Source organism: Aquincola tertiaricarbonis, assembly GCF_000969605.1.
Lineage (GTDB): Bacteria > Pseudomonadota > Gammaproteobacteria > Burkholderiales > Burkholderiaceae_C > Aquincola > Aquincola tertiaricarbonis.
On the sequence record NZ_JZUE01000018.1, the window covers coordinates 100,814 to 123,683 of the forward strand.

Annotated in this window: 22 protein-coding genes and 1 pseudogene; 10 read left to right on the forward strand and 13 right to left on the reverse strand. The window is 71.3% G+C overall.

Annotated features, from left to right (window positions below):
* Positions 1 to 2 precede the first annotated feature (2 nt).
* The 5 genes from VO99_RS19460 to argP all read left to right on the forward strand — a co-directional run bounded on the left by VO99_RS19460 (position 3) and on the right by argP (position 4,722).
* Positions 3 to 806, forward strand: a complete 804-nt coding sequence (locus VO99_RS19460; protein ID WP_052736466.1) for a DeoR/GlpR family DNA-binding transcription regulator — start codon at positions 3 to 5, stop codon at positions 804 to 806.
* Positions 807 to 938: 132 nt separating this feature from the next.
* Positions 939 to 1,661: a hypothetical protein gene (locus VO99_RS19465; RefSeq protein WP_046114565.1), complete on the forward strand. Its 723-nt coding sequence runs from the start codon at positions 939 to 941 to the stop codon at positions 1,659 to 1,661.
* The gene (locus VO99_RS19470) at positions 1,658 to 2,800 is read left to right on the forward strand and encodes a cysteine desulfurase family protein (RefSeq protein WP_046114566.1); all 1,143 of its coding nucleotides are present in this window, start codon (positions 1,658 to 1,660) and stop codon (positions 2,798 to 2,800) included. The genes VO99_RS19465 and VO99_RS19470 overlap by 4 nt, the downstream gene beginning before the upstream one ends.
* On the forward strand, positions 2,800 to 3,705 hold the full coding sequence (locus tag VO99_RS19475; RefSeq protein WP_046114567.1) for a DMT family transporter: 906 nt from the start codon (positions 2,800 to 2,802) through the stop codon (positions 3,703 to 3,705). The genes VO99_RS19470 and VO99_RS19475 overlap by 1 nt, the downstream gene beginning before the upstream one ends.
* Positions 3,706 to 3,780: 75 nt before the next feature.
* On the forward strand, positions 3,781 to 4,722 hold the full coding sequence (argP, locus tag VO99_RS19480) for an HTH-type transcriptional regulator ArgP (protein ID WP_046114568.1): 942 nt from the start codon (positions 3,781 to 3,783) through the stop codon (positions 4,720 to 4,722).
* 7 nt (positions 4,723 to 4,729) lie between these two features.
* On the opposite strand, the gene parC is transcribed toward argP, so the two are convergent.
* The 6 genes and pseudogenes from parC to VO99_RS19510 all read right to left on the reverse strand — a co-directional run bounded on the left by parC (position 4,730) and on the right by VO99_RS19510 (position 12,763).
* Positions 4,730 to 7,042, reverse strand: a complete 2,313-nt coding sequence (gene parC / locus VO99_RS19485; RefSeq protein ID WP_046114569.1) for a DNA topoisomerase IV subunit A — start codon at positions 7,040 to 7,042, stop codon at positions 4,730 to 4,732.
* A 159-nt stretch (positions 7,043 to 7,201) separates the two neighbouring features.
* Positions 7,202 to 7,957 (reverse strand): sensor histidine kinase, encoded by a 756-nt coding sequence (locus VO99_RS30895; protein ID WP_052736467.1) that lies wholly within the window; start codon positions 7,955 to 7,957, stop codon positions 7,202 to 7,204.
* Positions 7,958 to 8,142: 185 nt separating this feature from the next.
* Positions 8,143 to 8,226, reverse strand: a pseudogene (locus VO99_RS32005) (PEP-CTERM sorting domain-containing protein); the annotation flags it as partial.
* A gap of 529 nt (positions 8,227 to 8,755) precedes the next feature.
* The gene (locus VO99_RS19500; RefSeq protein WP_046114571.1) at positions 8,756 to 9,985 is read right to left on the reverse strand and encodes an acetate/propionate family kinase; all 1,230 of its coding nucleotides are present in this window, start codon (positions 9,983 to 9,985) and stop codon (positions 8,756 to 8,758) included.
* The gene (locus VO99_RS19505) at positions 9,982 to 11,070 is read right to left on the reverse strand and encodes a bifunctional enoyl-CoA hydratase/phosphate acetyltransferase (RefSeq protein ID WP_083440757.1); all 1,089 of its coding nucleotides are present in this window, start codon (positions 11,068 to 11,070) and stop codon (positions 9,982 to 9,984) included. Before VO99_RS19505 ends, VO99_RS19500 begins: the two co-directional genes overlap by 4 nt.
* A gap of 13 nt (positions 11,071 to 11,083) precedes the next feature.
* Positions 11,084 to 12,763, reverse strand: a complete 1,680-nt coding sequence (locus tag VO99_RS19510) for a PHA/PHB synthase family protein (RefSeq protein ID WP_046114572.1) — start codon at positions 12,761 to 12,763, stop codon at positions 11,084 to 11,086.
* A 276-nt stretch (positions 12,764 to 13,039) separates the two neighbouring features.
* On the opposite strand from VO99_RS19510, the gene VO99_RS29055 reads away from it, so the two are divergent.
* The 3 genes from VO99_RS29055 to VO99_RS19525 all read left to right on the forward strand — a co-directional run bounded on the left by VO99_RS29055 (position 13,040) and on the right by VO99_RS19525 (position 14,451).
* A complete protein-coding gene (locus VO99_RS29055; protein WP_052736468.1) occupies positions 13,040 to 13,363 on the forward strand; it encodes an excalibur calcium-binding domain-containing protein in 324 nt (107 codons plus the stop codon).
* 34 nt (positions 13,364 to 13,397) lie between these two features.
* Positions 13,398 to 13,952 carry a hypothetical protein gene (locus VO99_RS19520; protein WP_046114573.1) on the forward strand — a complete coding sequence of 185 codons (555 nt, stop codon included), beginning with the start codon at positions 13,398 to 13,400 and terminating at the stop codon, positions 13,950 to 13,952.
* Positions 13,953 to 14,025: 73 nt separating this feature from the next.
* Positions 14,026 to 14,451: a VOC family protein gene (locus VO99_RS19525; protein ID WP_046114614.1), complete on the forward strand. Its 426-nt coding sequence runs from the start codon at positions 14,026 to 14,028 to the stop codon at positions 14,449 to 14,451.
* On the opposite strand, the gene VO99_RS19530 is transcribed toward VO99_RS19525, so the two are convergent.
* Positions 14,448 to 15,209 (reverse strand): maleate cis-trans isomerase family protein, encoded by a 762-nt coding sequence (locus VO99_RS19530; protein ID WP_046114574.1) that lies wholly within the window; start codon positions 15,207 to 15,209, stop codon positions 14,448 to 14,450. The genes VO99_RS19525 and VO99_RS19530 overlap by 4 nt on opposite strands.
* Before the next feature lie 19 nt (positions 15,210 to 15,228).
* A complete protein-coding gene (locus VO99_RS19535; protein WP_046114575.1) occupies positions 15,229 to 16,221 on the reverse strand; it encodes a Bug family tripartite tricarboxylate transporter substrate binding protein in 993 nt (330 codons plus the stop codon).
* A 109-nt stretch (positions 16,222 to 16,330) separates the two neighbouring features.
* Here VO99_RS19535 and VO99_RS19540 point away from each other — a divergent pair, with 109 nt between their 5' ends.
* Positions 16,331 to 17,266 carry a LysR family transcriptional regulator gene (locus tag VO99_RS19540; RefSeq protein ID WP_046114576.1) on the forward strand — a complete coding sequence of 312 codons (936 nt, stop codon included), beginning with the start codon at positions 16,331 to 16,333 and terminating at the stop codon, positions 17,264 to 17,266.
* The gene (locus VO99_RS19545; RefSeq protein WP_083440758.1) at positions 17,263 to 17,634 is read left to right on the forward strand and encodes a VOC family protein; all 372 of its coding nucleotides are present in this window, start codon (positions 17,263 to 17,265) and stop codon (positions 17,632 to 17,634) included. Before VO99_RS19540 ends, VO99_RS19545 begins: the two co-directional genes overlap by 4 nt.
* 411 nt (positions 17,635 to 18,045) lie before the next feature.
* Here VO99_RS19545 and VO99_RS19555 read toward each other — a convergent pair whose 3' ends face one another.
* Genes VO99_RS19555 through VO99_RS19575 form a run of 5 tightly spaced genes read right to left on the reverse strand, consistent with a single transcriptional unit; the run spans position 18,046 to position 22,745 of the window.
* On the reverse strand, positions 18,046 to 18,318 hold the full coding sequence (locus VO99_RS19555) for a type II toxin-antitoxin system Phd/YefM family antitoxin (RefSeq protein ID WP_310733664.1): 273 nt from the start codon (positions 18,316 to 18,318) through the stop codon (positions 18,046 to 18,048).
* A 39-nt stretch (positions 18,319 to 18,357) separates the two neighbouring features.
* Positions 18,358 to 19,149, reverse strand: a complete 792-nt coding sequence (locus VO99_RS19560) for an SDR family NAD(P)-dependent oxidoreductase (RefSeq protein WP_046114578.1) — start codon at positions 19,147 to 19,149, stop codon at positions 18,358 to 18,360.
* Positions 19,150 to 19,171: 22 nt separating this feature from the next.
* Positions 19,172 to 21,058, reverse strand: a complete 1,887-nt coding sequence (locus VO99_RS19565) for a feruloyl-CoA synthase (RefSeq protein WP_052736469.1) — start codon at positions 21,056 to 21,058, stop codon at positions 19,172 to 19,174.
* 5 nt (positions 21,059 to 21,063) lie between these two features.
* Positions 21,064 to 21,873: a crotonase/enoyl-CoA hydratase family protein gene (locus tag VO99_RS19570; RefSeq protein WP_046114579.1), complete on the reverse strand. Its 810-nt coding sequence runs from the start codon at positions 21,871 to 21,873 to the stop codon at positions 21,064 to 21,066.
* Positions 21,870 to 22,745 (reverse strand): amidohydrolase family protein, encoded by an 876-nt coding sequence (locus tag VO99_RS19575; RefSeq protein WP_046114580.1) that lies wholly within the window; start codon positions 22,743 to 22,745, stop codon positions 21,870 to 21,872. The genes VO99_RS19570 and VO99_RS19575 overlap by 4 nt, the downstream gene beginning before the upstream one ends.
* Positions 22,746 to 22,870: the final 125 nt, after the last annotated feature.

Sequence of the window (22,870 nt, forward strand, 5' to 3'; positions counted from 1 at the left end):
GCATGACCATGCACACGCCGCCGCCCTTGCCCGCCGCCGACGACCTGCCCCGCTTCGCCCAGGAGCGCCAGCAGCGCATCGCCGAGCTGCTGAAGACCCGCGGCCGCGTGGAAGTTGCGCCGCTGGCGGCGCAGTACGGCGTGTCCGACGACACCATCCGCCGCGACCTGCGGCAGCTGGCCGCGCGCGGCCTGGTGCAGAAGACCCATGGCGGCGCGGTGGCGCTCAACACCGGCGTCATGAGCTCGCAGCAACGCGCGGCGGTGATGCCCGGCGTCAAGCAGGCCCTGGCGCGCACCGCAGTGGGGCTCGTCCAGCCGCACCAGACGCTGTTCATCGACGGCGGCAGCACCATGCTGGCGCTGGCGCACCAGCTGCGCGCCGACGACGCACCAAGGCCGATCACCGTGGTCACGCACTCGCTGGACGTGTTCCTCACGCTGGCGGATGCGCCCCAGGTGCGGCCGGTACTGGCCGGGGGCCACTGGCTGCCGGAGCATCGGGTGTTCGAAGGCGAACAGGCGCTGGCCACGCTGCAGGCGCACCGGGCCGACATCGCCTTCCTGGGCGCCTGCGCGCTGCATGAGCGCACCGGCGTCACCGCCTGGCAGCCAGGCGACGCCGCCATCAAGCGCGCCATGGTGCGCGGCGCGGTGCGGCGCGTGGTGCTGTGCGACGCAAGCAAGCTGGACCAGGTGGCGCCGTGCGCGGTGGCCGAACTCGCGGAACTCGACCACATCGTGACCGACGCGGAGCATCCATTCCTCGCCGGCCGCCGCCTGCCGCCCATGGGGCAGAAAAACTAACCGTGCGCCAGAAATACTGAATCGGCCGCCGCGCTGCCGTACCCGGCCCTAGAGTGGCCGGCGATGCTGACCATTCCAGAAACTCTTCAAGAATATGGACTGGGACCGGGGCGACATCCCGGCACCCATTTCGTGATCCAGGGCGGCTATTTCGATGCGGACAAGGGCGTGGATGCCTTTTCCCGCGCGTCGCTGCAGCGCGCATTTGAAATCGGCGCGCTGCTGGCCACTGCGGATCCCAGCCGCCGCATCGGTTTCGACGTGCTGGTGAACGACCTGGGCGCCCAGTGCAACGACACCCTGTGCACGCCGGGCAACGGCCCCCACGACGAAGCCGCCCTGCACGCCATGCTGGCGGAGATCCGGTTGTTGGCCGAGCGCCACGGCCAGCAGGTGACGCTGACCACCGAACGCCACATGCGCAACTGGGCGCTGCGGCGCCTGCGCAAGCTGCTGGCGGCACCCGACCGGCGGCAGCAACAGCCGCGGCTGCACAGCGTGCCGCTGCATGAGGCCGGCCACCGCTGGCAGCTGGACTCGCGCTTCGGCGCGCCCATCGTGCTGTTCGAGGAACGCGGCGACCGCTGGGTGGGCAAATGCCCGGCCATCATGGGCGGCTACTACGCCTATACCCTGGAGCGCATGGCGCCCGATACCCTGGCGGCGTCGAAGGTGGTGATCGACCTGTGTTCGCCGGCCGACCGCGACAAGGTTTCCAAGGGCGCCGAGGCGGCCTTTTCACTGCTGCGTCCGCCGCACCGCGCCAGCGACCTGCTGATGCCGGTGGTGTGCGACACCTGGTGCGAGCACCTGTTTCCCCGGGCCTACCTGAGCCGGGATTTCCTGCCGCGATGAACGACATCCTGTATTTCGATTACCAGGCCACCACGCCCGTGGACGACAGCGTGCTGGAAGCGATGCTGCCGTTCTTCGGCGGGCGCTTCGGCAATCCGTCGAGCCCGCACCTCTACGGCCTGCAGGCCGAGGCCGCGGTGGAGAAGGCGCGGCGCGGCATTGCGCAGGCGCTGGGCGTGGATGCGGCGGAGATCGTGTTCACCAGCGGCGCGACCGAGGCCAACAACCTGCTGATCAAGGGCCTGGCCGGCAGCCGTGGCCGTGGCCACGTGGTGTCGGTGGTCACCGAGCACAAGTCGGTGCTGGCGCCGCTGCGCACGTTGCAGCGCCAGGGTTTCAGCCTGACCCTGCTGCCGGTCGATGGCCGCGGCATCCTCGACCCGGCCCGCCTCCAGGACGCCCTGCGGGACGACACGGTGCTGGTCAGCGCCATGTACGGCAACAACGAGACCGGCAGCCTGCATCCCATCGACGCCATCGCCTCGGTGGCCCATGCCCGGGGCATTCCGCTGCATTGCGACGCCACCCAGGCCATCGGGCAGCTGCCGGTGCAGCCGCGGGCGCTGGGCATCGACCTGATGACGTTCTCGGGCCACAAGATCTACGGGCCGAAGGGCATTGGCGTGGCCTATGCCAGCCGGCAGCTGCGCGAAGACCGCCTGCTGCAGCCGCTGATCGAAGGCGGCGGCCAGGAAGGCGGCCTGCGCGGCGGCACGCCCAACGTGCCGGCCATCGTCGGGCTGCATCGCGCGGTGGAACTGGCCATGTCGCTGCTGCCCACCGAGCCGCTGCGTGCCGCCCGGCTGCGCCAGTCCTTCCTGGCCGAGCTGGCCACCCGCGTGGACTTCATCAACAACACGCCGCTGGAACAGGCCCTGCCGCACTGCGTGAACCTGTCGTTCCCGGACGTCAATCCGCAGGCCCTGCTGCAGTCGCTCAGCGGGCTGGCGGTGTCCGACGGCTCCGTCTGCAACAGCGGCGCCCAGCAGCCCTCGCATGTGCTCACGGCCATGGGGCTGGCGCCGGCGCTGGTGGGCGCCAGCCTGCGGCTGAGCTTCGGCCGGCCCACCCGCCATGACGACGCGGTGCTGGCCGCCCGCCTGCTGGCGCTGGACGTCGCCGCCTGCCGGCAGCGCTGATGCAGCCCACGCACCCGTCCGCGCCCGCACCGGCCCGGCCCGGCCTGCGCAGCCGCCTGCGCGCCGAGCTGCTGCTGGCCGGGGCTGCCGCCGGCTGGGGCGCCGGCTTCGTGCTGATGAAGTCGGCGCTGGCCTCGCAGCCGGTGTGGCCCACACTGGGCTGGCGCTTCGCGCTGGCCGCGCTGCTGGTGCTGCCGCTGGCCTGGCGGGAGCGGGCGCAGTGGCGGCCGGCGGTGCTGCGCAGCGGACTGCTGCTGGGGCTGCTGCTGTTCGCGGTGTTTGCACTGCTGATGAGCGGGCTGCAGCGCACCAGTGCCACCAACACCGGCCTGCTGGCCGGGCTGACGGTGGTGTGGATCCCGCTCATCACCCGCGTGTGGCTGCACCGGCCGCTGCCGCCGGCGGCCTGGGCCGGGGTGGCCCTGTGCGCCGCCGGCGTGGTGGCGATGGCCGGCGGCCGGCTCGATGCCCTGGGCGCCGGCGATGCGCTGGTGGTAGGGGGCTCGTGGGTGTCGGCGCTGCACATGCTGCTGCTGGCCGGCAGCGCCGGCCGCCTGCCCAGCGCCAGCCTGACCGTGCTGCAGCTGCTGGTGGTGGCGCTGCTGTCGGCCGCGCTGGGCTGGCAACAGCCGCCGGCGCCGCCGCCCTGGGAGGACACCGGCTTCCTGCTGCTGGTGGCGGCCACCGCGCTGCTGTCCACCGCCCTGCCCTATGCGGTGCAGACCCGCTACCAGCGCGACACCAGCCCGATGCGCGCCGCGATGATCTTCAACCTGGAGCCGGTGTTCGCGGCGCTGCTGGCCTTCTGGCTGCTGCACGAACCGCTGGGCGCGCAGGTGGCGCTGGCGGCTGCGCTGATCGTCGCCGGCATGGTGGTGGCCGAGTGGCGGCCGCGCGGCTCTTAACATCGCCGCGCGCAACGGCTACTGCGGTCCCGGGTCCGGCGCCCACCTCATCCACCGCAGGAAGAACCGCCACCGATGGCCAGCCCCTGGGACCGCGACCAGCTCGAGACCTTCGCCAGCGTGGTGGCGCACCAGAGCTTCGAGCGTGCCGCCACGGCCATGAACCTCACCCGCGGCGCGGTCTCGCAGCGCATCCGCGCGCTGGAGGAGTCCATGGCCGCCGTGCTGCTGGTGCGTGAGCGGCCGGTGCTGCCCACCGCCGCCGGCGAGGTGCTGCTGCGCCATGTGCAGGCGCTCAGGCTGCTGGAGGAAGCCACGCTGCAGCGGCTGGCGCCGGCGCAGGCCGCAGGCCGGCCGGTGCCGCTGGCGGTGGCGGTGAGCGCCGATTCACTGGCCACCTGGTTCGGCGGCGCCCTCACCGCGCTGCTGGCGCATCCGCGCATCGCGCTGGAACTGGTGATCGACGACCAGGACCACACCTTCGGCCGCCTGACCCGGGGCGAGGTGGTGGGCTGCGTCTCCACCGCGGCGCGGCCGATGACCGGCTTCAGCGCCGAGCCGCTGGGCCGCATGGCCTATCGCTGCGTGGCCCACCCGGCCTTCGCGCGGCGCCACTTCGGCGGCGGCCTGGTGCCCGCGGCGCTGCTGTCGGCGCCGGCGCTGATGTTCGACCGCCGCGACACCCTGCAGGCCGACTTCTTCCGCCAGCTGCTCGGCTTCGTGCCCGAGCTGCCGGTGTGCCACTACGTGCCTTCGCCGCAGGCGCTGCTGGCGCTGATCGCGCAGGGCTTCGGCTTCGGCCTGGTGCCAGCGATGCAGGCCGCGCCGCTGCTGCAGGCCGGCACGCTGGTCGACCTGGCGCCCGGCCGCGGCATCGGCGTGCCGCTGTACTGGCACCGCTGGCAGGCCGAGCCGGAGCTGGCCGCGCAGGTCACGGCACTGGTGCTGGCGCAGGCGGCCCGGGCGCTGGAGCCGCTGGCCCCGGTGCCGGGCCGAGCAGCGCCACCGCCTGGCTGAGCGGCGATCAGGCGGTGACGCGCATCACCTTCTGCAGCCCTTCCACCTTGCGGCCCTTGCGCGCGCGCTTGCCGACGTGGGCTTCCAGCGCCGTGTTGCGCAGCACCTCTTCCTTGGCCTTGCCGCCGCGGCCGCTGCCGTGCACGGTGCAGCTGGTGGCCAGCGTGGCCACCGAGACCAGCGGCGCGGTGGCGTCGACGTCCATCAGCGTCAGGCCCTTGCCGCCGCCGGGCTGCAGCTTCAGCTCGTCGAGCGCGAACACCAGCAGCCGGCCGTCCAGCGCCAGCGTGGCCACCTGAGTGTGGGCGGGCAGCACCGGGATGGGCGGCAGCACCTTGGCGTCGTCGTCCAGCGTGAGGAAGCTCTTGCCGCCGCGCTGGCGCGACAGCAGGTCGCCGATCTTGGCCAGCAGGCCGTAGCCGCCGGTGTTGGCCAGCAGCAGCGTGGCCTCCAGCGGGCCGGCCATGTAGTGGGCCGGCTGCGTGCCGGCTTCCAGCTCGATCAGCGAGGTGATGGGCGCGCCGTCGCCGCGGCCGCCGGGCAGCAGCGACACCGCCACCGTGTACACCCGGCCATTGCTGCCGAACACCAGCAGCGGATCGACGCTGCGGCAGGCGAAGGTGCCGTACAGCGCATCGCCCGCCTTGAAGGCCAGCGTGGTGGTGTCGATCTCGTGGCCCTTGAGCGCACGCACCCAGCCCTTCAGGCTGACCACCACGGTCACCGGCTCATCGACGATGCGCACCTCGGCCTGGGCGCGCTTGTCGGCCTGGATCAGCGTGCGGCGCTCGTCGCCATGGGCCTTGGCATCGGCCTCGATCTCGCGCACCACGGCGCGCTTGAGCGAGGCCGGCGTGGCCAGGATGTCTTCCAGCTTCTTCTGCTCGGTGCGCTTGTCGGCCAGCTCCTGCTCGATCTTGATGGCTTCCAGCCGGGCCAGCTGGCGCAGCCGGATCTCGAGGATGTCCTCGGCCTGGCGGTCGCTCAGCGCAAAGCGCTCGATCAGCGCGGGCTTGGGCTCGTCCGCATTGCGGATGATGCGGATCACCTCGTCGATGTTGAGCAGCACCAGCTGCCGGCCTTCCAGCACATGGATGCGGTCGAGCACCTTGCCCAGCCGGTGGCGCGTGCGGCGCTCCACGGTGGCGGTGCGGAAGCCGATCCACTCCAGCAGGATCTGCCGCAGGCTCTTCTGCGTGGGCTTGCCGTCGGCGCCCACCATCGTCAGGTTGATCGGCGCGGAGCTCTCCAGGCTGGTGTGGGCCAGCAGCACGTTGATCAGCTCCTGCTGGTCGACCGTGCGGCTCTTGGGCTCGAACACCAGCCGCACGGGCGCGTCCTTGCTCGATTCATCGCGCACCGCATCCAGCACGCCCAGCACCGTGGTCTTGAGCTGGGCCTGCTCGGTGCTCAGCGCCTTCTTGCCGGCCTTGACCTTGGGGTTGGTCAGCTCCTCGATCTCTTCCAGCACCTTCTGGCTGCTGGTGCCGGGCGGCAGTTCGTTCACCACCACCTGCCACTGGCCACGGGCCAGGTCCTCGATCTTCCAGCGGGCGCGCACCTTCAGGCTGCCGCGGCCGGTGGCATAGGCCTCGCGGATGTCGGTGGCGCTGCTGATGATCTGGCCGCCGCCGGGATAGTCCGGGCCCGGCAGCACGGCCAGCAGCTCGTCGTCGCTCACCAGCTCCTGCTTGATCAGCAGCACCGCGGCCGCGGCCACCTCGCGCAGGTTGTGGCTGGGCACCTCGGTGGCCAGGCCCACGGCGATGCCGCTGGCGCCGTTGAGCAGCACGAAGGGCAGCCGCGCCGGCAGCTGGCGCGGCTCGTCGGTGGAGCCGTCGTAGTTGGGGATGAAGTCGACCGTGCCTTCGTCGATCTCGTCCAGCAGCAGCCGGGTGATGGGCGCCAGCCGGGCCTCGGTGTAGCGCATGGCCGCGGCGCCGTCGCCGTCGCGGCTGCCGAAGTTGCCCTGGCCGTCGATCAGCGGATAACGCTGGCTGAAGTCCTGCGCCATGCGCACCAGCGCGTCGTAGGCCGCGGTGTCGCCATGGGGATGGAAGCGGCCCAGCACGTCGCCCACCACCCGCGCGCTCTTCACCGGCTTCGGCCCGGTGGCGGTGGTGAAGGCCAGGCCCATGCGCTCCATCGCATAGAGGATGCGGCGCTGCACCGGCTTCTGGCCGTCGCACACGTCGGGCAGCGCGCGGCCCTTGACCACGCTCAGCGCATATTCGAGGTAGGCCCGCTCCGCATAGTGCGCAAGCGTGATGGCGTCGGGGTTCCCGCCATCGGCGGGTGGCATCAGTTCAAGCTGGTCCATGGACTCATCGGGGGACGCTTCGGAAGGCGGCGCCTGCAAGGGCCTGGCGGCCCGGCGCCCGGGCGGCGCCGCGGGGCTGCGGCGGCAGCGCCCGTGCGGCGGCGCATGGGAAAGAGGCCCGATGTTAGTGGGGTTGCCGGCGTCGCCCGCCGGCGCCGGTCACGCCGGCAGCGTGAACGAGAAGGTGGCGCCGCGGCCGGGGCTGGTGTCGGCCCACACCTGGCCGCCATGCAGCTCGACGATGTGGCGCACCACCGCCAGGCCGATGCCGGCGCCGGGGAAGTCGTCGCCATGCAGCCGGGCGAAGGGATGGAACAGCTCGTCCACCCGCTCGGGCGGAAAGCCGCAGCCGTTGTCGCGCACCTGGAAGCGCCAGTGCGCACCCAGGTTCTCGCAGCGCAGGTCCACCCGTGGGCGCGGCACATGGCGGGTGAACTTGAAGGCGTTGTCCAGCAGCCGGGCGAAAACCTGGCTGATGAGTTCCGGGTCCACCCGCAGCTGGGGCAGTGGCTGCACCCGCAGCACCACCTCCGGCGGCGCGGGCTGCTGCTGCCGCAATGCCGCCACCAGCTCCGCCAGCGCCACCGGCGTGCGGCTGGGCATGGCCGCGCCCACCTGCAGCAGCTCCAGCATCGAGCTGACCATGTCGCCCAGCCGGTGGCTGTGCTGCTCGATCATCGACACCCACTGCCGCACCTGCTGCACGTCACCCTCGTCCAGCCGCTGGCGGCACAGGCTGGACAAGGTGCTCATGCCGTACAGCGGCCCGCGCAGGTCGTGCGCCACGCGGCGGGTGAAGTGGTCCAGCTCGCCCGGCGCATCGAACAGGCCGTGACGCACCGGCCATTGCCGCGCGGCAGCGTCCCTTGCCACCTGGCCTGCCGCCGCGCGCCGCGCCGCGGCGCGAACCACCATCAACTGCCCCGGAATAGCCTGTCCCATGGAGTTGCCCCGATCAGTCTGGATGCAACGTTGTATCGGCATGCGCGCCGTCGTAATTGATAGAAGTGATGCCGAAAAGCCGGGCGGTCGCGGCGTCAACGCCCAGGTGAAAAAAAGCCCTGCGCTTGCAGGGCCGGGTGGGATGGAGCGGTGGCGCTTCAGCGGGCGCGGCGGCGGGCCACCCAGCCCACGGCGGCCAGGCCGGCCAGCATCAGCGCGTAGGTCTCGGGCTCGGGCACCGGGGGCAGCGCGGTGGAATACAGCACGGCGTTGGAGACGGCGCTGTAGCTCAGGTTGAAGGTGTCCAGGTTGGTGCCGGCATCGAAGCGGTAGAACGCGGTGCCATTGCCCGGGCCGCCCTGGCCATTGCCGAAATGCATGGCCACGTAGGTGGTGCCGTTGAGCAGGGTGGCGAAGTTCACCGTCTGGCCGGAGAACTCGATCTTCTCGACGGCGTTGAAGTCGCCGTTCCAGGTGAAGCCCAGCGAGTTGAGCGCGGTCTTCTGGGCCAGCACGTTGTCGGCCTTGTTGTTCAGCAGGTTGCCGCTGAAGAAGCCGGCGCAGGCGGAGGCCTGGGGCGACAAGTCGGTGACGGAGCACACGGCGACGGACTTCGGCTTGGCCTGGGCCGGCACGGCGGCCATCAGGGTGGTGGCGACGGCGGCGACGAGGGAGAGGTACTTCATGGGGTGGTTGAACGGCTGTACTGCGGGACCGGTGTGGACTGTCTTCGTCCCGGCCCGATGGCGGCCATCCTCCCCCCAAGGGGGGTCACCCCCCGGAACCCGCAGTTGAGTGGCTTTGTGCACACAGACAGGCTTGCGTCAGCCTGGCGGCCACCCATTCCTCGTTGGTGGGCTCCACCGCCACGGCCACTGCGCTGTCCGTGGCCGAGATCAGGGGCGCATGCGCGGCATTGGCACGCGCATCCAGCCGCAGGCCCAGCCAGTGCAGCGCTTCGCAGATGCGCAGGCGCAGCACCGCGTTGTGCTCGCCGATGCCGGCGGTGAACACCAGCAGGTCCAGCCCGCCCAGCACCGCCACCAGCGCGCCGATCTCGCGCACGATGCGGCGCACGTACAGCGCCAGGGCGGCGGCGGCGCGCTGGCCGGTCTCGCCGCCGCCGGCTTCGGCCTGCAGCAGCACCCGGGGGTCGCTGCTCAGGCCGGACACGCCCAGCAGGCCGGCGCGGTGGTACAGCAGCGCGCCCACCTGGTCCACGTCCAGCCGCTCCTGCTGCATCAGGTACAGCAGCGCGCCGGGGTCGAGCGCGCCGCTGCGGGTGCCCATCATCAGCCCGTCCAGTGCCGAGAAGCCCATGGTGGTGGCCATGCTGCGCAGGTCCTGCATCGCGCACAGGCTGGCGCCGCTGCCCAGGTGGGCCACCAGGGTGCGGCCGCGCGCCCGCTGGCCATGCCGCTCGGCCAGCGCGGTGGCCATGTAGTCGTAGGACAGGCCGTGGAAGCCATAGCGCCGCAGGCCGCGCTGCGCATACTCGTGCGGCAGCGGCAGCATCTGTTCCACCTGCGGCAGCGTGTGGTGGAAGGCGGTGTCGAAGCAGGCCACCTGCGGCAGGCCCGGTAGCCGCTGCAGCAGCATCTCGATGGCATCCAGCGCAAACGGCTGGTGCAAGGGCGCCAGCGGGATGTACCCCTTGAGGTCGGCCAGCACCCCGGCATCCACCCGCACCGGCGCCGCATACCGGCTGCCGCCATGCACCACCCGGTGCGCCACCGCCTGCAAGGGCCGGCCGGCCAGCCGCGCCTGCACCCGATGGTGGATGTGCTCCAGCGCCGCGTGGTAGGGCTGCCCGGCCTCCAGCGCGATGGGCGAGGGTTCGCTGCCGGTCTCGCCGAAGGTGGGCTGCGGGCCGGCGATGCCGTCCACCTTGCCGTTCCATTCGGGGCGGCGCGGCGGTGGCCCGGCGCCGGCATCGAACAGCGCGAACCTGATGCTGGAGGAGCCGCAGTTCAGCACCAGGATCAGGCGGCCGCCGTTCATGGCGGCGCCCGCCGGTAGGCATGCGCCAGCAGCGAGGCCAGCGCACACGAGGCGATGCGCGACTCGCGTGAATCGGCCCGGCTGGTGAGCACGATGGGCACCCGCGGGCCCAGCACGATGCCGGCGCTGGAGGCATCGCCCAGGTACTCCAGCTGCTTGGCCAGCATGTTGCCGCTCTCCAGGTCGGGCACCACCAGCACGTCGGCCCGGCCGGCCACCTGCGACACGATGCCCTTGACCTGCGCGGCCTCCATCGACACCGCGTTGTCGAAGGCCAGCGGGCCGTCGAGCAGGCCGCCGGTGATCTGGCCGCGGTCGGCCATCTTGCACAGTGCGGCGGCATCCAGCGTGGCGGGCATGGCGGCATTCACCGTCTCCACCGCGGCCAGCAGGGCCACCCGCGGCTGCGGCACGCCGATGGCATGCGCGAGCGCGATCGCGTTCTGCACGATGTCGGCCTTGTCGGCCAGCGTGGGCGCGATGTTGATGGCGGCGTCGGTGATGATGAAGGGCCGCGGGTAGGCCGGCGTCTGCATCAGGAAGCAGTGGCTGATGCGGCGCTTGGTGCGCAGCCCGGACGCCGCGGGCACCACCGCGGCCATGAGCTCATCGGTGTGCAGGCTGCCCTTCATCAGCGCCTCCACCCTGCCCTGCGCGGCCAGCTCGGCGCCGCGGGCGGCGGCGGCATGGCTGTGCGGCACGTCGATCACCTCGATGCCGGCCAGGTCGTCGGGCTGCAGGCCGGCGGCCTGCAGTGCCGCTTCCAGCTTCGCCCGCGGCGCGATCAGCACCGGCTCGATCAGCCCGGCGGCCTGCGCATCCAGCGCGCCGCGCAGGCTCAGCGCATCACACGGGTGCACCACCGCCATGCGGATGGCGCCGAGCGGTCGCACATGGTCGAGCAGCCGCTGCACGCCCTGCGCACCAGAGGGGCCGGGGCGCAGGGCGGGCAGCGTGGGCGATGGCGGCAAGACGGTGGCCGCCGCGGCGGCCTCGCACTGCAGCGTCATGCGCAGGCCGTCGTCGCTGCGGGCGGTGACGGTGAGCTGCAGCGTGTCGCCCACCTGCAAGCGCGTCGAGGTCATGGGCGGTCCTCAGTCAGGAAGGGATCTGCAGCACGTAGCGGCCCGGGGCATCGCCGAGCGTGCGGTAGCCCTGGCGCGGTGCGCCCATTGCGGGCGGCGCCACCGGCGCGCCGCTGCGCTGCTGCAGCCACTGCAGCCAGGCGGGCCACCAGGAGCCTTCCTGCCGCGGCGCCTCGGCCGCCCACGCGTCGGGCGACACATAGGGCGCGCCGGCCGCATGGCAGCGCAGCTGGTAGCTGCGGTGCGGATGGCCCGGCGGGCTGACGATGCCGGCGTTGTGCCCGCCGCTGGTGAGCACGAACGTGATCTCCGACACCGTCTGGTAGTGCAGCTTGTAGACCGAGCGCCAGGGCGCGACGTGGTCGGTCAGCGTGCCCACCACGAAGGCGGGCAGCGTCAGGTCGCTCAGCGCCACCGGCTTGCCACCGGCCAGGTAGCGGCCGTGGGCCAGGTCGTCGTGCAGGAAGAGCTGGCGCAGGTACTGTGCATGCATGCGCGCCGGCATGCGGGTGGCGTCGGCATTCCAGGCCATCAGGTCGTTCATCGGCGCACGGTCGCCCAGCAGGTACTCGTTGACGATGCGCGACCACAGCAGGTCGTAGGAACGCAGCATCTGGAAGGCGCCGGCCATCTGGTTGGCGGTGAGGTAGCCGGTCTGCGCCATCTGCGCTTCCAGCAGGCTCACCTGGCTTTCATCGATGAACAGGGCCAGCTCGCCAGGCTCGGCGAAGTCGGTCTGCGCGGCGAACAGGCTCAGCGTGGCCAGCCGCTCGTCGCCGTCGCGTGCCATCGCGGCCGCGGCGATGGCGAGCAGCGTGCCGCCCAGGCAATAACCCGCCGCATGCACCTTCCGGCCGGGCACGATGGCGTTGACCGCGGCCAGCGCATCGTGGATGCCGTGCTGCAGGTAGTCGTCCATGCCCAGGTCGCGCTCGGCCACGCCGGGGTTCTTCCATGAGAGGCAGAACACCGTGTGGCCCTGGTCCACCAGGTGCCTGATGAGCGAGTTGTGCGGCGACAGGTCGAGGATGTAGTACTTCATGATCCAGGCCGGCACGATGAGCACCGGCTCCGGATGCACCCGCGGCGTGGCGGGTGCGTACTGGATCAGCTCGCACAGTGCATTGCGCATCACCACCCGGCCCGGCGTGCAGGCCACCTCGTGCCCGGGGCGGAACTGCTCGGTGCCCGCGGGCGGCGCGCCGGTGGCCAGGCGCCGCAGGTCGTCCACGGCATGCAGCCAGCCGCGCAGCAGGTTGCCGCCGGCCTCGTCGGCCGTGCGCTGCAGCACCACCGGATTGGTGAGCAGTTGGTTGCCGGGCGAGAGCATGTCCAGCCCCTGGCGGGCGATGAAGGCCACCATCTCCTCATGATGCGGATCGACCCCGCGCACACCGCGCGTGGCCGCGGCCCACCACTGCTGCTGCATCAGGAAGCTGCGCTGCAGCAGATGGAACGGCCACTGCTGCCAGGCCGGCGCGGCGAAGCGACGGTCCGGTGCCGCCGACGGCGCGGGCGCGCCGCTGCGCAGCAGGTGCAGCAACTCGTCGACCTGCTCCCAGGCCAGCCGGGCCAGTGCCATGCGCTTGCCTGGCGACACCGCCAGGTGCAGCGCCCAGTCCAGCCCCGCCAGCATCACCGCCGCCGGTGACAGCGACGCCGTGGCGCGGGCGATGGCCGCGCGCACCAGCATGTCGAGCCGGTCCTCGGGCGAGCTGGGCGCCAGGCTGGACGACGACGACGATGGCGATGACTGCACGGCCCTGCTCCCTGGGCCGGGCGGCTGCACCTGCAGGCGGTGCGCCGAGGCCGCATGACTTGTTGGGGGCCAAGCCTAGGTGCGCGGGCGGCAAGTCGGCTTGATCTGCATCAGCCGGCCGCGCAAGGGCAAATGATGGCCGGGCGCATTGACCGGCCGTTTGGCGGGCCCCTAGCATGGACCGATCCCGACTGCACACACACATCGCCCATGCAACACGTCGGCAAGCTGCAGTCCTGGAACGACGAACGCGGCTACGGCTTCATCGCCCCCCTGTTGGGCCTGGCCACCTACGGCTGGCGAGCGTTCCAGCACAACCTGCAGCGCAGCGGCCCTTCGCTGGTGCCCACGGCCAGCGTTGAAAGACCTGGCACGGCGCCATCGCGCTTTCGCTGCGACGGGCGCACGCAGTGCACCCAGATGACCTCGTGCGAGGAAGCCACGTACTTCCTGCGGCATTGCCCCGACACGCAGATGGACGGCGACGCCGACGGCGTGCCCTGCGAGCGCCAATGGTGCGGCCGCCCCTGGTAGCCTGCGCGCCACCCGCTGCACCTCGGTCCGCCCCTTGACGCTTTCCATCCTCGCCGGCCTGCTGCTGGGCCTGGCCTTCGCCGTGCTGGCCGACACCTTCTGGGTGGCGGTGTTCCGCGCGCAGCCGGTGGGCCGGTTCAAGCGCGTGCTGCAGGGCACGGCGCTGGTGCGCATCGAGGGTTCGGCCGGCGCCATCCTCATCTACCCGCGTGAACGCCGGCTGGAGGTGCAGCACCGCGGCCGCCGGCACCGGCTGGCCTTCGACGACATCCGCGGCCTGGAGTACCGCGTGGAAGAGCGCCCGGCCTGGCTGCAGGAGCTGTTCTTCGGCCTCGACATCACCGACCTGCTGAGCCGCTACCAGGACACCGTGGACTGGTTCTCCATCGCCCTGCTCACCCACGGCGGCGAGCGCGTGCCGCTGTACCTCAGCGGGCGCTGGCAGCGGCGGGAGTTCGCCCTCGGCTGGTACATCGATGCGCAGCAGGCCGTGCTGCAGCGCCTGGGGCTGATGGCCGACGTGGAGCGGCGCAGCCGCGACGCGCTGGACACCCTGCGCCGCCACCTCGGCGATCCGCCGCTGCTGTAGGCCGGCGCCGGCCGACAGCGCCGGCTGCGGACAATGGAGCCCCGCCATGCGCAGCCCTGCGCCGGAGCCCGTCATGTTCTCCCACATCCACCTGGGCACCGCCCATTTCGAGCAGGCCTTCGGCTTCTATGAAGCGATCGCCGACGAGCTGGGCCTGGTGTTGCGTTTCAAGGAGCCCGATCGGCCCTGGGCCGGCTGGCAGCAACCCGGCCACGACCGGCCGCTGCTGATCATCGGCCGGCCCTTCGACGGCCAGCCGCACGCCCCCGGCAACGGGCAGATGGTGGCCTTCCTGGCGGCCACGCAGGAGCAGGTGCGCCGCGTTCATGCCGCCGCGCTGGCCCAGGGCGGCACCTGCGAAGGCCCGCCCGGCCCGCGGCCGGAATACCACGCCCACTACTACGGTGCCTACTTCCGCGATGTCGATGGCAACAAGCTGGCCGTGGCCTGCCATGCGCCGCAGGCCGAAGCCTCCGGCGCCGCGTTCGACGCTTCCTAGTACCGCCCGGACAGCAGGGACCCCGCATCCGGCGCCTGGGCCTTGAGCTCCAGTGCCTTCAGCATGCGCCAGGTGGTGCACACCGAGGACGACACCACCGGCAGGCCCAGCCGGTCTTCCACCGGCTGCACCGAGGCCAGCGAGGGCATCTGCACGCAGGCGGAGATCACCACCGCGTCGCAGTTGGCGGTGTTGAGCCGACGGCTGATCTCGATCGGCGCGCGCGGGTCCTGCGCGCCCACTTCCAGGTTGTCGCTGATCTCCAGCGACAGCGCGTCCAGCACCTCGATGCCTTCATGCTCCAGGTAGTCCACCACCAGCGCGGTCAGCGGCTTCATGTAGGGCGCCAGCACCGCGATCTTCTTCGCGCCCAACGCCTGCAGCCCTTCGACCAGCGCACCGGCGCTGGTGACCACCGGCGCGGCGCCTTCGTTCTCCAGCGTGCGGGCGCGCAGCCGCGCTTCCGACGTGCGGTGGTAGCCGCGGCCCATGCTCATGATGGCCACCAGGCAGGCGTAGCCCAGCACGTCCACACGTGCATCGGACAGCTCCAGCGCGCAGCGGTCGCTGTCGGCGTCCATGCGGGCCAGTTCCTCCTTGGTCACATGCTTCATGCGCATGCGTGCCGAGTGGAAGCTGAAGCGCTCGGGCAGCAGGGCCTCGCGGGCGCGCAGCATCGCCGGGATCTCGGTCTCCATCGTGGTGTTGGAGCTCGGCACGATCTGGCCGACGCGGAAATGGGTGCGTTGCATCGTCATGCCTTCCTGCGGTGCCGGATCAGTCCGCACGGATGTTGCGGGCCTTGATCACCTGGCCCCAGTAGTCGGTCTCGCGCGTCACCAGCGCGGCCAGGGCGTCGGGGCCCAGGTAGCGGATCTCGATGCCGGTGCGGTCGGCCATGGCCTTGGCCTCGGGCGTGGCCAGGGCGGCCTTGACCTTCTCGGTCAGCTGCTGCACCACGGCCGGCGGCGTGCCGGCGGGCGCGAACAGGCCCACCCAGGCTTCCAGCTCGAAGTTGCCCAGGCCCGCCTCGGCGGTGGTGGGCACGTTGGGCAGGCCGGGATGGCGCGTCTTCCCCGTCACCGCGAAGGCCTTCAGCTTGCCCGCCTGCACATGGCCCATCACCGAAGGCGGCGTGGTCATGAACACCTGCACCTGGCCGCCCAGCACGTCCTGGATGGCGGGGCCGGAGCCCTTGTAGGGCACGTGGGTCATCTCGAAGCCGGCCGTTTGCTCCAGCAGCGCGGTGCCCACATGCGACAGCGAGCCGTTGCCCTGCGAGGCGTAGTTCAGCTTGCCCGGGTTGGCCTTGGCATAGGCGATGAATTCCTTCAGCGTGTTGGCCGGCACCGAGGGATGCGCCGCCACCACGTTGGTGGCCGCGGTGAGCAGCGCCACCGGCGCGAAGTCCTTCTGCGCCCAGGGCAGCTTGCTGAACATCGACGGATTGCCCACGTGGTAGGCCGAGTACGAGATCAGCAGCATGTGGCCGTCCTTCGGCGCCAGCGCCACCTGCTGGTAGGCGATGTTGCCGCTGCCGCCGCCCTTGTTCTCGACGATCACCGTTTGCCCCAGCAGCCGCGACAGCGGATCGCTGAGCAAGCGGGCCGAGGTGTCCACCACGCCGCCCGGCGGATTGGGCACCACCAGCGTCACCGGCTTGCTGGGCCAGGCCTGCGCGTGGGCCGGGGCGGTGGTGGCGGCCAGCAGGGCCAGCGTGGCCGCGGAAGCGGCGGTGGTGGCGAGGAAGGCGCGGTGGGGCAGGCTCATGGTTGTCTCCGGACTGCTTGTGGATGGCCGCCATGCTCGCCGCGGCCGGCGGACTTGGGTTGGCATCTGATTGACACAGCCTCAACCGGTGGTTGAGCATCGGTGCCGCATGCGCTTCAACCTCAACCGATTCGACCTGACCACCCTGCGCCTGTTCGTGGCCGCGGTGGAGGCCGGCAGCCTCACCGCCGGCGCCGAGCGGCTGGACCTGTCGCTGGCCGCGGCCAGCAAGCGGGTGGCCGAGCTGGAGAGCCACCTGGGCACGCCGCTGCTGCAGCGCAGCAAGCGCGGCGTGGTGCCCACCTCGGCCGGCGCCACGCTGCTGCCGCATGCGATGGAGATGGTGGCGCGGCTGGAGCAGATGGCACTGGCGATGGACGACGTGCGCGCCGGCCTGTTCGGTCACCTGCGCCTGTGGGCCAACACCTCGGCCTTCGGCGGCTTCCTGCCGGCGCTGCTGGCGGCCTACGGCAAGGCGCATCCGGGCGTGGTGCTGGACCTGCAGGATGCGATCAGCGAGGACGCGGTGCGCGGCGTGCTGCGCGGCGCGGCCGAGCTGGCGGTGATCGGCGACAACACCGCCGCCGAAGGCCTGCGCACCCTGGTGTGCGACGTGGACGAGCTGGTGCTGCTGCTGCCGCCCGGCCATGCGCTGGTGCCCGCGGCCGGTGGCAGCGTGGCCCTGGCCGACGTGCTGCAGCACGACCTGGTGGCCTTCGGCCGCACCACCTCGCTCACGCGGCAGCTGGCCAGCGCGGCCGAGGCCATCCAGCAGCCGCTGCGGCTGCGCGCGCAGGTGCGCAGCTTCGATGCGATGGGCCGCATGGTGGCCGCCGGCCTGGGCCTGGCGGTGCTGCCGCGCAAGGGCGCCCTGCCCTATGCGCATGCGCTGGGCCTGCGCATCGCGCGGCTGCAGGGCATGACCACCGAGCGCCGCCTGCTGCTGGCCATGCGGCCCGGCGACGGCCTGTCGGCCGCGGCGCTGGCGCTGGTGGCGATGGTGCAAAACTCGCTGGATCATCCCCACGCGAAAGGCGCGACATGATCCTTGACCACATCGGCATCGCCGTCTCCGACTACGAAGCCAGCAAGCGCTTCTTCGACGCCGCGCTGGCGCCGCTGGGCATCGGCCTGGTCACCGAAACCCACGGCTGGGCCGGCTACGGCGCGCAAGGCAAGCCCGAGTTCTGGTTCGGCGAAGGCGGCGAGCCGCAACGGCCGATGCACCTGGCGTTCACGGCTTCAAGCCGCGAGCAGGTGCGGGCGTTCTACGACGCGGCGCTGGCCGCGGGCGCGAAGGACAACGGGCCTCCGGGGATTCGAGCGCACTACCACCCGAACTACTACGGCGCGTTTGTCATCGGGCCGGATGGGCACAACGTGGAGGCGGTGTGTCATGGAGCGGAGGAGTGACGCGTGTCCTCCCCGGATCACGGCCTGCTGTCGTCGTACCGCGAGTCCCTGTTGGAACACCTGTTCGCCGGTGAAGTCATGAAGGCGTTGCACGACGGCCTGGGCCTGATCGAGGGCCGTCGCGGCGCCGCTGACCACCAAAGTCTCAGGCAGTCCGCCCGCCCGCCTTCAAGGGATTCAGCAGCCGGACCCCAAACCCCTTGAAGTCCGCCACGTTCCGCGTCAACACCGTCAGCCCGTGCACCAGTGCGGTCGCGGCGATCATTGCGTCTTCATTGCGCGTGTCGGACTGCGGTGCATCGGGCGCGCCCAGGCGCGGAAGGCGGCTGCGTCCATCAGGCCACCACGGCGCCGTGGGGCTTGGGCTTGCGCAGCTCGGAGACGAGGTGGGTCCAGCAGGAACATGCTGGGTCAGTCGAAGGCCAACGGCGCACGCCGCCGCAGCTGCCCACGCTGGGGCACCGCCATATCGGCACGCGCCTCGTCGCACAGCAGCAACTGCTTCAGCGATGGCTTGGCGGCCGCCTGCAGCCGCCGCCATTCATCGACGGGCACCAGCACCGCAGCTTCCACGCCCCGCCGGGTGATCATCTGCGGACCTTCGGCGGGGCAGGTTTCCAGAAACTCGCTGAAACGCGCCTTGGCGCCCTGTAGGGGCCAGCTGTGCAGGGGGCACCTCGTGATGACTAGTCGGCTGACTAGTTTATCGCAAGGCCGCCACCCCTACCGCGCCGCCATCCTCAACGCCCCATCCAACCGGATCACCTCCCCGTTCAGCGCCGTGTTCTCCACGATGCTCGCCGCCAGCAGCGCGAACTCCTCGGGCCGGCCCAGCCGCTTCGGGAACGGAATGCTCGCCGCCAATGAGTCCTGCACCGCCTGCGGCAGCTCGTCCATCAGCGGCGTGTGGAACAGGCCCGGCGCGATCGTCATCACCCGCACGCCGAACTGTGCCAGGTCGCGCGCCAGCGGCAGCGTGAGCGACACCACGCCGCCCTTGCTGGCCGCATAGGCCTCCTGGCCCACCTGGCCGTCGAAGGCCGCGACGGACGCGGTGTTGACGATCACGCCGCGCTCCTGCGTCTGGTGCGGGTCGTCCACCGGCGCCAGCTTCAGCATCGCGGCCGCGGCCAGCCGCGTCATGTTGAAGGTGCCGATCAGGTTCACCTCCACCACGCGCCGGAAGGCCTCCAGCGGCATCGGCGTGCCGTCCTTGCCCACCAGCCGGCGCGCGGTGCCGATGCCGGCGATGTTCATCATCAGCCGGGCCGGGCCGTGCGCTTCGGCGGCGGCCTGCAATGCGGCTTCGGCGCTCTCCGTCGAGGTGATGTCGCAGGCCACGGCCAGCGCCTGGCCGCCGGCCTGGGTGATCTCGTCGGCCACGCGGCGCGCGGCGTCCAGGTTGATGTCCAGCAGCGCGACCTGGGCGCCGCGGCGGGCCAGTTCACGCGCGGTCTCGGCGCCCAGGCCGGAGCCGGCGCCGGTCACCAGCGCGGCTTGTCCTTCGATCTTCATCGGTGCAACTCCAGGGGTGGGTTCAACGCTGGCGCGGCAGCAGCAGCCAGGGGTCGTCGGCGCGGCCTTCGTACAGCGCCTCCACCAGCGCAGCCCGGTGCTGCAGCACCGCGCGCTGGTTGATCGAGCCCTTGTCGGTCACCTCGCCCTTGTCGATGGACGGCGGCTCGGCCAGCACATGGGCGCGCGCCACGCGGTTGGCACTGCCGGTGCCGCCCTGCCACAGCCGGTCGACCAGCGCCTGGAAGAACTCGCGCACCTGCGGGTGGTGCAGCACCTCGGGCGCGGGCGTGTCGGCCGGCAGGCCGGCCAGCGTGCGGCACTCGTCCAGCCGCGGGATGAGCAGCAGGCCGATGTCGCCGCGGTTCATGCCGGTGACCACCGCGTCCTGCACGCAGGGCGCGCCTTCGGCCACCACCCGCGCGCGCAACGGGCCCACGCTGACGAAGGTGCCGGTGTCCAGCTTGAAGTCCTCGGCGATGCGGCCGTCGAAGAAGAGGCCCGCCTCCGGCTCGGCCGGGTCCACCCATCGCACCGCGTCGCCGGTGCGGTAGAAGCCTTCCTCGTCGAAGGCCTCGGCCGACAGCGCCGGCTCGCGCCAGTAGCCCGGCATCACATGCGGGCCGCGGAATCGGATCTCGGTCTTGCCCTGCGGGCCGGCGCCCTCGGGCACCAGCTTGACCTCCACGCCCGGCACCGGCAGCCCCACGTGCCCGGCACGCACCCGCCCTGCCCGCACGGCGAAGGTACAGGCCGGCGCGGTCTCGGTCATGCCCAGGCTGGTGAAGACGGGGATGCGCTCGCCCACCGTGCGTTCGCCCAGGCGGTCGAGCTGGTCCCACACCGCCTGGCTGAGGCCTGCGCCGGCATACATGAAGGCCTGCACGCGGCGGAACAGCGATTCACGCAGCACGTCGTCGCGCTCCATCGCGAAGGCAATCTCCTCGAAGCCCTTGGGCACGTTGAAGTACACGGTGGGCGAGATCTCGCGCAGGTTGCGCAGCGTCTGCGCGATGCCCTTGGGCGTGGGCTTGCCTTCGTCGATGTACAGCGTGCCGCCGTTGAACAGCGCGATGCCCACGTTGTGGTTGCCGCCGAAGGTGTGGTTCCACGGCAGCCAGTCCACCAGCACCGGCGGCTCGTCGGCCAGGAATACCAGCGTCTGCCGCAGCATCTGCTGGTTGGCGCACATCATCCGGTGGGTGTTGACCACACCCTTGGGCTGCTTGGTGGAGCCCGAGGTGAAGAGGAACTTGGCGATGGTGTCCGGCCCCACCGCGGCATGGGCGGCCTCGGACTCGGGCCCCGGCTCGGTGGCCAGCAGGGCTGCGAACGGCGTCACCGGGCGCCCATCCAGCATGCCGTCGGTCAGCACCACTTCCACGTCGGGCGGCACCGCCGCGGCGATGGCCTGGGCATAGGCCGGCCCGCTGGCGAACACCAGCCCGGGCGTGGTGCGGCCGATGATGTGGCGCAGCTTGGCATGGTCCTGCGACATCAGCGAATACGCGGCCGAGATCGGCACATAGGGCACGCCGGCCCACAGCGCGCCCACGGTGAGCACCAGGTGCTCCAGGTCGTTGTCCGACAGGATGGCCACCGGCCGCTCGGCCGACAGGCCGCGCCGGCAGAGCGCCTGGGCCACGCGCTGCGCCTGCGCCAGCATCTGCGCATAGCTGATGCGCAGCCAGTCGCCGCCACCGGGCACCGAAGGGTCGCGCCGTGCCACCAGCGTGCGGTCGGGCGCTTCGCGCGCCCAATGTTCCAGCCGGTCGGTCACGCGCGCCGGATACGGCTGCAGCGGCTCGGGCGAACGCAGCAGCTGGCTGCCGTCGGCACGCTGCTCCAGCTGCACCTGCAGGGCGCCGCCCACGCGAGCGGCCCGGTAGCGGGGCATGGCGTCGTCCATCGGGCTCACGCCGGCTTCACCTTGCCGGCCCGCTTGTCCAGGAACGCGCGCACGCGCTCCTTGGCGGCGTCGTCGCCCTGCGCGATGGCGGCCATCAGCGATTCGACGAACAGGCCGTCGGGCTGCGACAGGTCGGCGATGCGCGGCAGCGCCTGCATCACCGCGAAGTTGGAGAGCGGCGCGTTCTGCGCGATCTTGCCCGCCAGCTCGAAGGCCTTGGCCAGGCCCTGGCCCTCGGGCACCAGGTACTGCGACAGGCCGCGCTGCAGGCCCTCCTGTGCGTCCAGCACACGGCCGGTCAGCATCATGTCGGCCATGCAGGCCACGCCCACCAGCCGCGGCACACGCGCCGAGCCGCCGCCCCCCACGAAGATGCCGCGCTGGCCTTCCGGCAGGCCGTAATAGGTGCTGGCCTCGGCCACGCGGATGTGGGTGCTGCTGGCGATCTCCAGCCCGCCGCCCACCACCGCGCCATGCAGCACGCTCACGATGGGCACCCGCCCGAACTGCAGCGAATCCATCACGCCGTGCCACAGCCGCGAGTGGTAGATGCCTTCGGCCACGCTGCGCTCCGACAGCTCCGACAGGTCCAGCCCCGCGCAGAAGTGCTCGCCCTCGCCGCTGAGCACCGCGGCGCCCACGCCCTTGGGCAGGTTGACCATCGCTGTCTGCAGCTGCTGCACCAGCGCATCGTTGATCGCGTTGCGCTTGGCCGGGCGGTTCAGGCGCACATGGGCCACCGGGCCGGCCAGCTCGATCTTCAGCAAGTCGAGCTGGGCCAGCAGGCCGTCGGCCGGTTGGAACTGAAGGCTCATGCAGGTTGCTCCACCAGGTTCAGCAGCCGCATCGCGTTCTGCTTGAGGATCAGCGGCTTCACCTCGGGCTTGAAGCCGGCCTCGTCGAAGTCCTTCAGCCAGCGCTCGGGCGTGATGAGGGGAAAGTCGCTGCCGAATAGGATGCGGTCCTTCAGCAGCGTGTTGGCGTACTGGATGAGCTGGGGCGGAAAGTACTTGGGGCTCCAGCCCGAGAGGTCGATCCACACATTGGGCTTGTGCATGGCCAGCGAGATGGCCTCGTCCTGCCAGGGCCAGCTCGGGTGGGCCAGCACGATCTGCATGTCGGGGAAGGCCATGGCCACGTCCTCCACCAGCATCGGGTTGCTGTTCTGCAGCCGCAGGCCGCCGCCGCAGCGCATGCCGCTGCCGATGCCCGAATGCCCGCTATGGAAGATCGCCGGCAGCTTGTACTCGGCGATCACCTCGTAGATGGGCCAGGCCATGCGGTCGGCCGGCTCGAAGCCCTGCAGCGTCGGGTGGAACTTGAAGCCTTTGACGCCGTGCTCCTCCACCAGCCGGCGCGCCTCGCGCGCGCCCATCCTGCCCTTGTGGGGGTCGACGCTGCCGAAGGCGATCATGATGTCCGGGTTCTTCTGCGCGGCCTCGGCGATCTCCTCGTTGGGGATGCGGCGGCGGCCGGTCTGCGACTCGGCATCGACGCAGAACATCACGAAGCCGGTCTTTTGCGCGCGGTAGTAGGCCAGCGTCTCGTCCATCGTCGGGCGGCGGCTGGAGCGGAAGTACTTGTCCGCCGCGCGGTCGTACTCCTCGCCATAGTTGTCGAAGGGGTTCCAGCACGACACCTCCAGGTGCGTGTGGGTGTCGATGGCCACCAGGTCTGCGGTATTCATATTGTTAATTTATTGAAGTATTAGCTTGTGCATGGGAGGTGTTTACCCTGAGCCTCCACGCACCGCAGGCATCTGACGGTGCGATCTGCGCACCGCGGCGGCCGCCCCGCGGGAAAACACGCAGC

Bases quoted from the DNA above. Each gene is read 5' to 3' on its own strand.
- VO99_RS19570 (WP_046114579.1), bottom strand. From the start codon at position 21,873: ATGAGCCTTCAGTTCCAACCGGCCGACGGCCTGCTGGCCCAGCTCGAC.
- VO99_RS19470 (WP_046114566.1), top strand. From the start codon at position 1,658: ATGAACGACATCCTGTATTTCGATTACCAGGCCACCACGCCCGTGGAC.
- VO99_RS19545 (WP_083440758.1), top strand. From the start codon at position 17,263: ATGATCCTTGACCACATCGGCATCGCCGTCTCCGACTACGAAGCCAGC.
- VO99_RS19575 (WP_046114580.1), bottom strand. From the start codon at position 22,745: ATGAATACCGCAGACCTGGTGGCCATCGACACCCACACGCACCTGGAG.
- VO99_RS19535 (WP_046114575.1), bottom strand. From the start codon at position 16,221: ATGAGCCTGCCCCACCGCGCCTTCCTCGCCACCACCGCCGCTTCCGCG.
- VO99_RS30895 (WP_052736467.1), bottom strand. From the start codon at position 7,957: ATGGTGGTTCGCGCCGCGGCGCGGCGCGCGGCGGCAGGCCAGGTGGCA.
- VO99_RS19525 (WP_046114614.1), top strand. From the start codon at position 14,026: ATGTTCTCCCACATCCACCTGGGCACCGCCCATTTCGAGCAGGCCTTC.
- VO99_RS19560 (WP_046114578.1), bottom strand. From the start codon at position 19,149: ATGAAGATCGAAGGACAAGCCGCGCTGGTGACCGGCGCCGGCTCCGGC.
- parC (WP_046114569.1), bottom strand. From the start codon at position 7,042: ATGGACCAGCTTGAACTGATGCCACCCGCCGATGGCGGGAACCCCGAC.
- VO99_RS19510 (WP_046114572.1), bottom strand. From the start codon at position 12,763: ATGCTGGTGCGCGCGGCCATCGCCCGCGCCACGGCGTCGCTGTCACCG.
- VO99_RS19540 (WP_046114576.1), top strand. From the start codon at position 16,331: ATGCGCTTCAACCTCAACCGATTCGACCTGACCACCCTGCGCCTGTTC.
- VO99_RS19500 (WP_046114571.1), bottom strand. From the start codon at position 9,985: ATGAACGGCGGCCGCCTGATCCTGGTGCTGAACTGCGGCTCCTCCAGC.
- argP (WP_046114568.1), top strand. From the start codon at position 3,781: ATGGCCAGCCCCTGGGACCGCGACCAGCTCGAGACCTTCGCCAGCGTG.
- VO99_RS19460 (WP_052736466.1), top strand. From the start codon at position 3: ATGACCATGCACACGCCGCCGCCCTTGCCCGCCGCCGACGACCTGCCC.
- VO99_RS19530 (WP_046114574.1), bottom strand. From the start codon at position 15,209: ATGACGATGCAACGCACCCATTTCCGCGTCGGCCAGATCGTGCCGAGC.
- VO99_RS19475 (WP_046114567.1), top strand. From the start codon at position 2,800: ATGCAGCCCACGCACCCGTCCGCGCCCGCACCGGCCCGGCCCGGCCTG.
- VO99_RS19565 (WP_052736469.1), bottom strand. From the start codon at position 21,058: ATGGACGACGCCATGCCCCGCTACCGGGCCGCTCGCGTGGGCGGCGCC.
- VO99_RS29055 (WP_052736468.1), top strand. From the start codon at position 13,040: ATGCAACACGTCGGCAAGCTGCAGTCCTGGAACGACGAACGCGGCTAC.
- VO99_RS19505 (WP_083440757.1), bottom strand. From the start codon at position 11,070: ATGACCTCGACGCGCTTGCAGGTGGGCGACACGCTGCAGCTCACCGTC.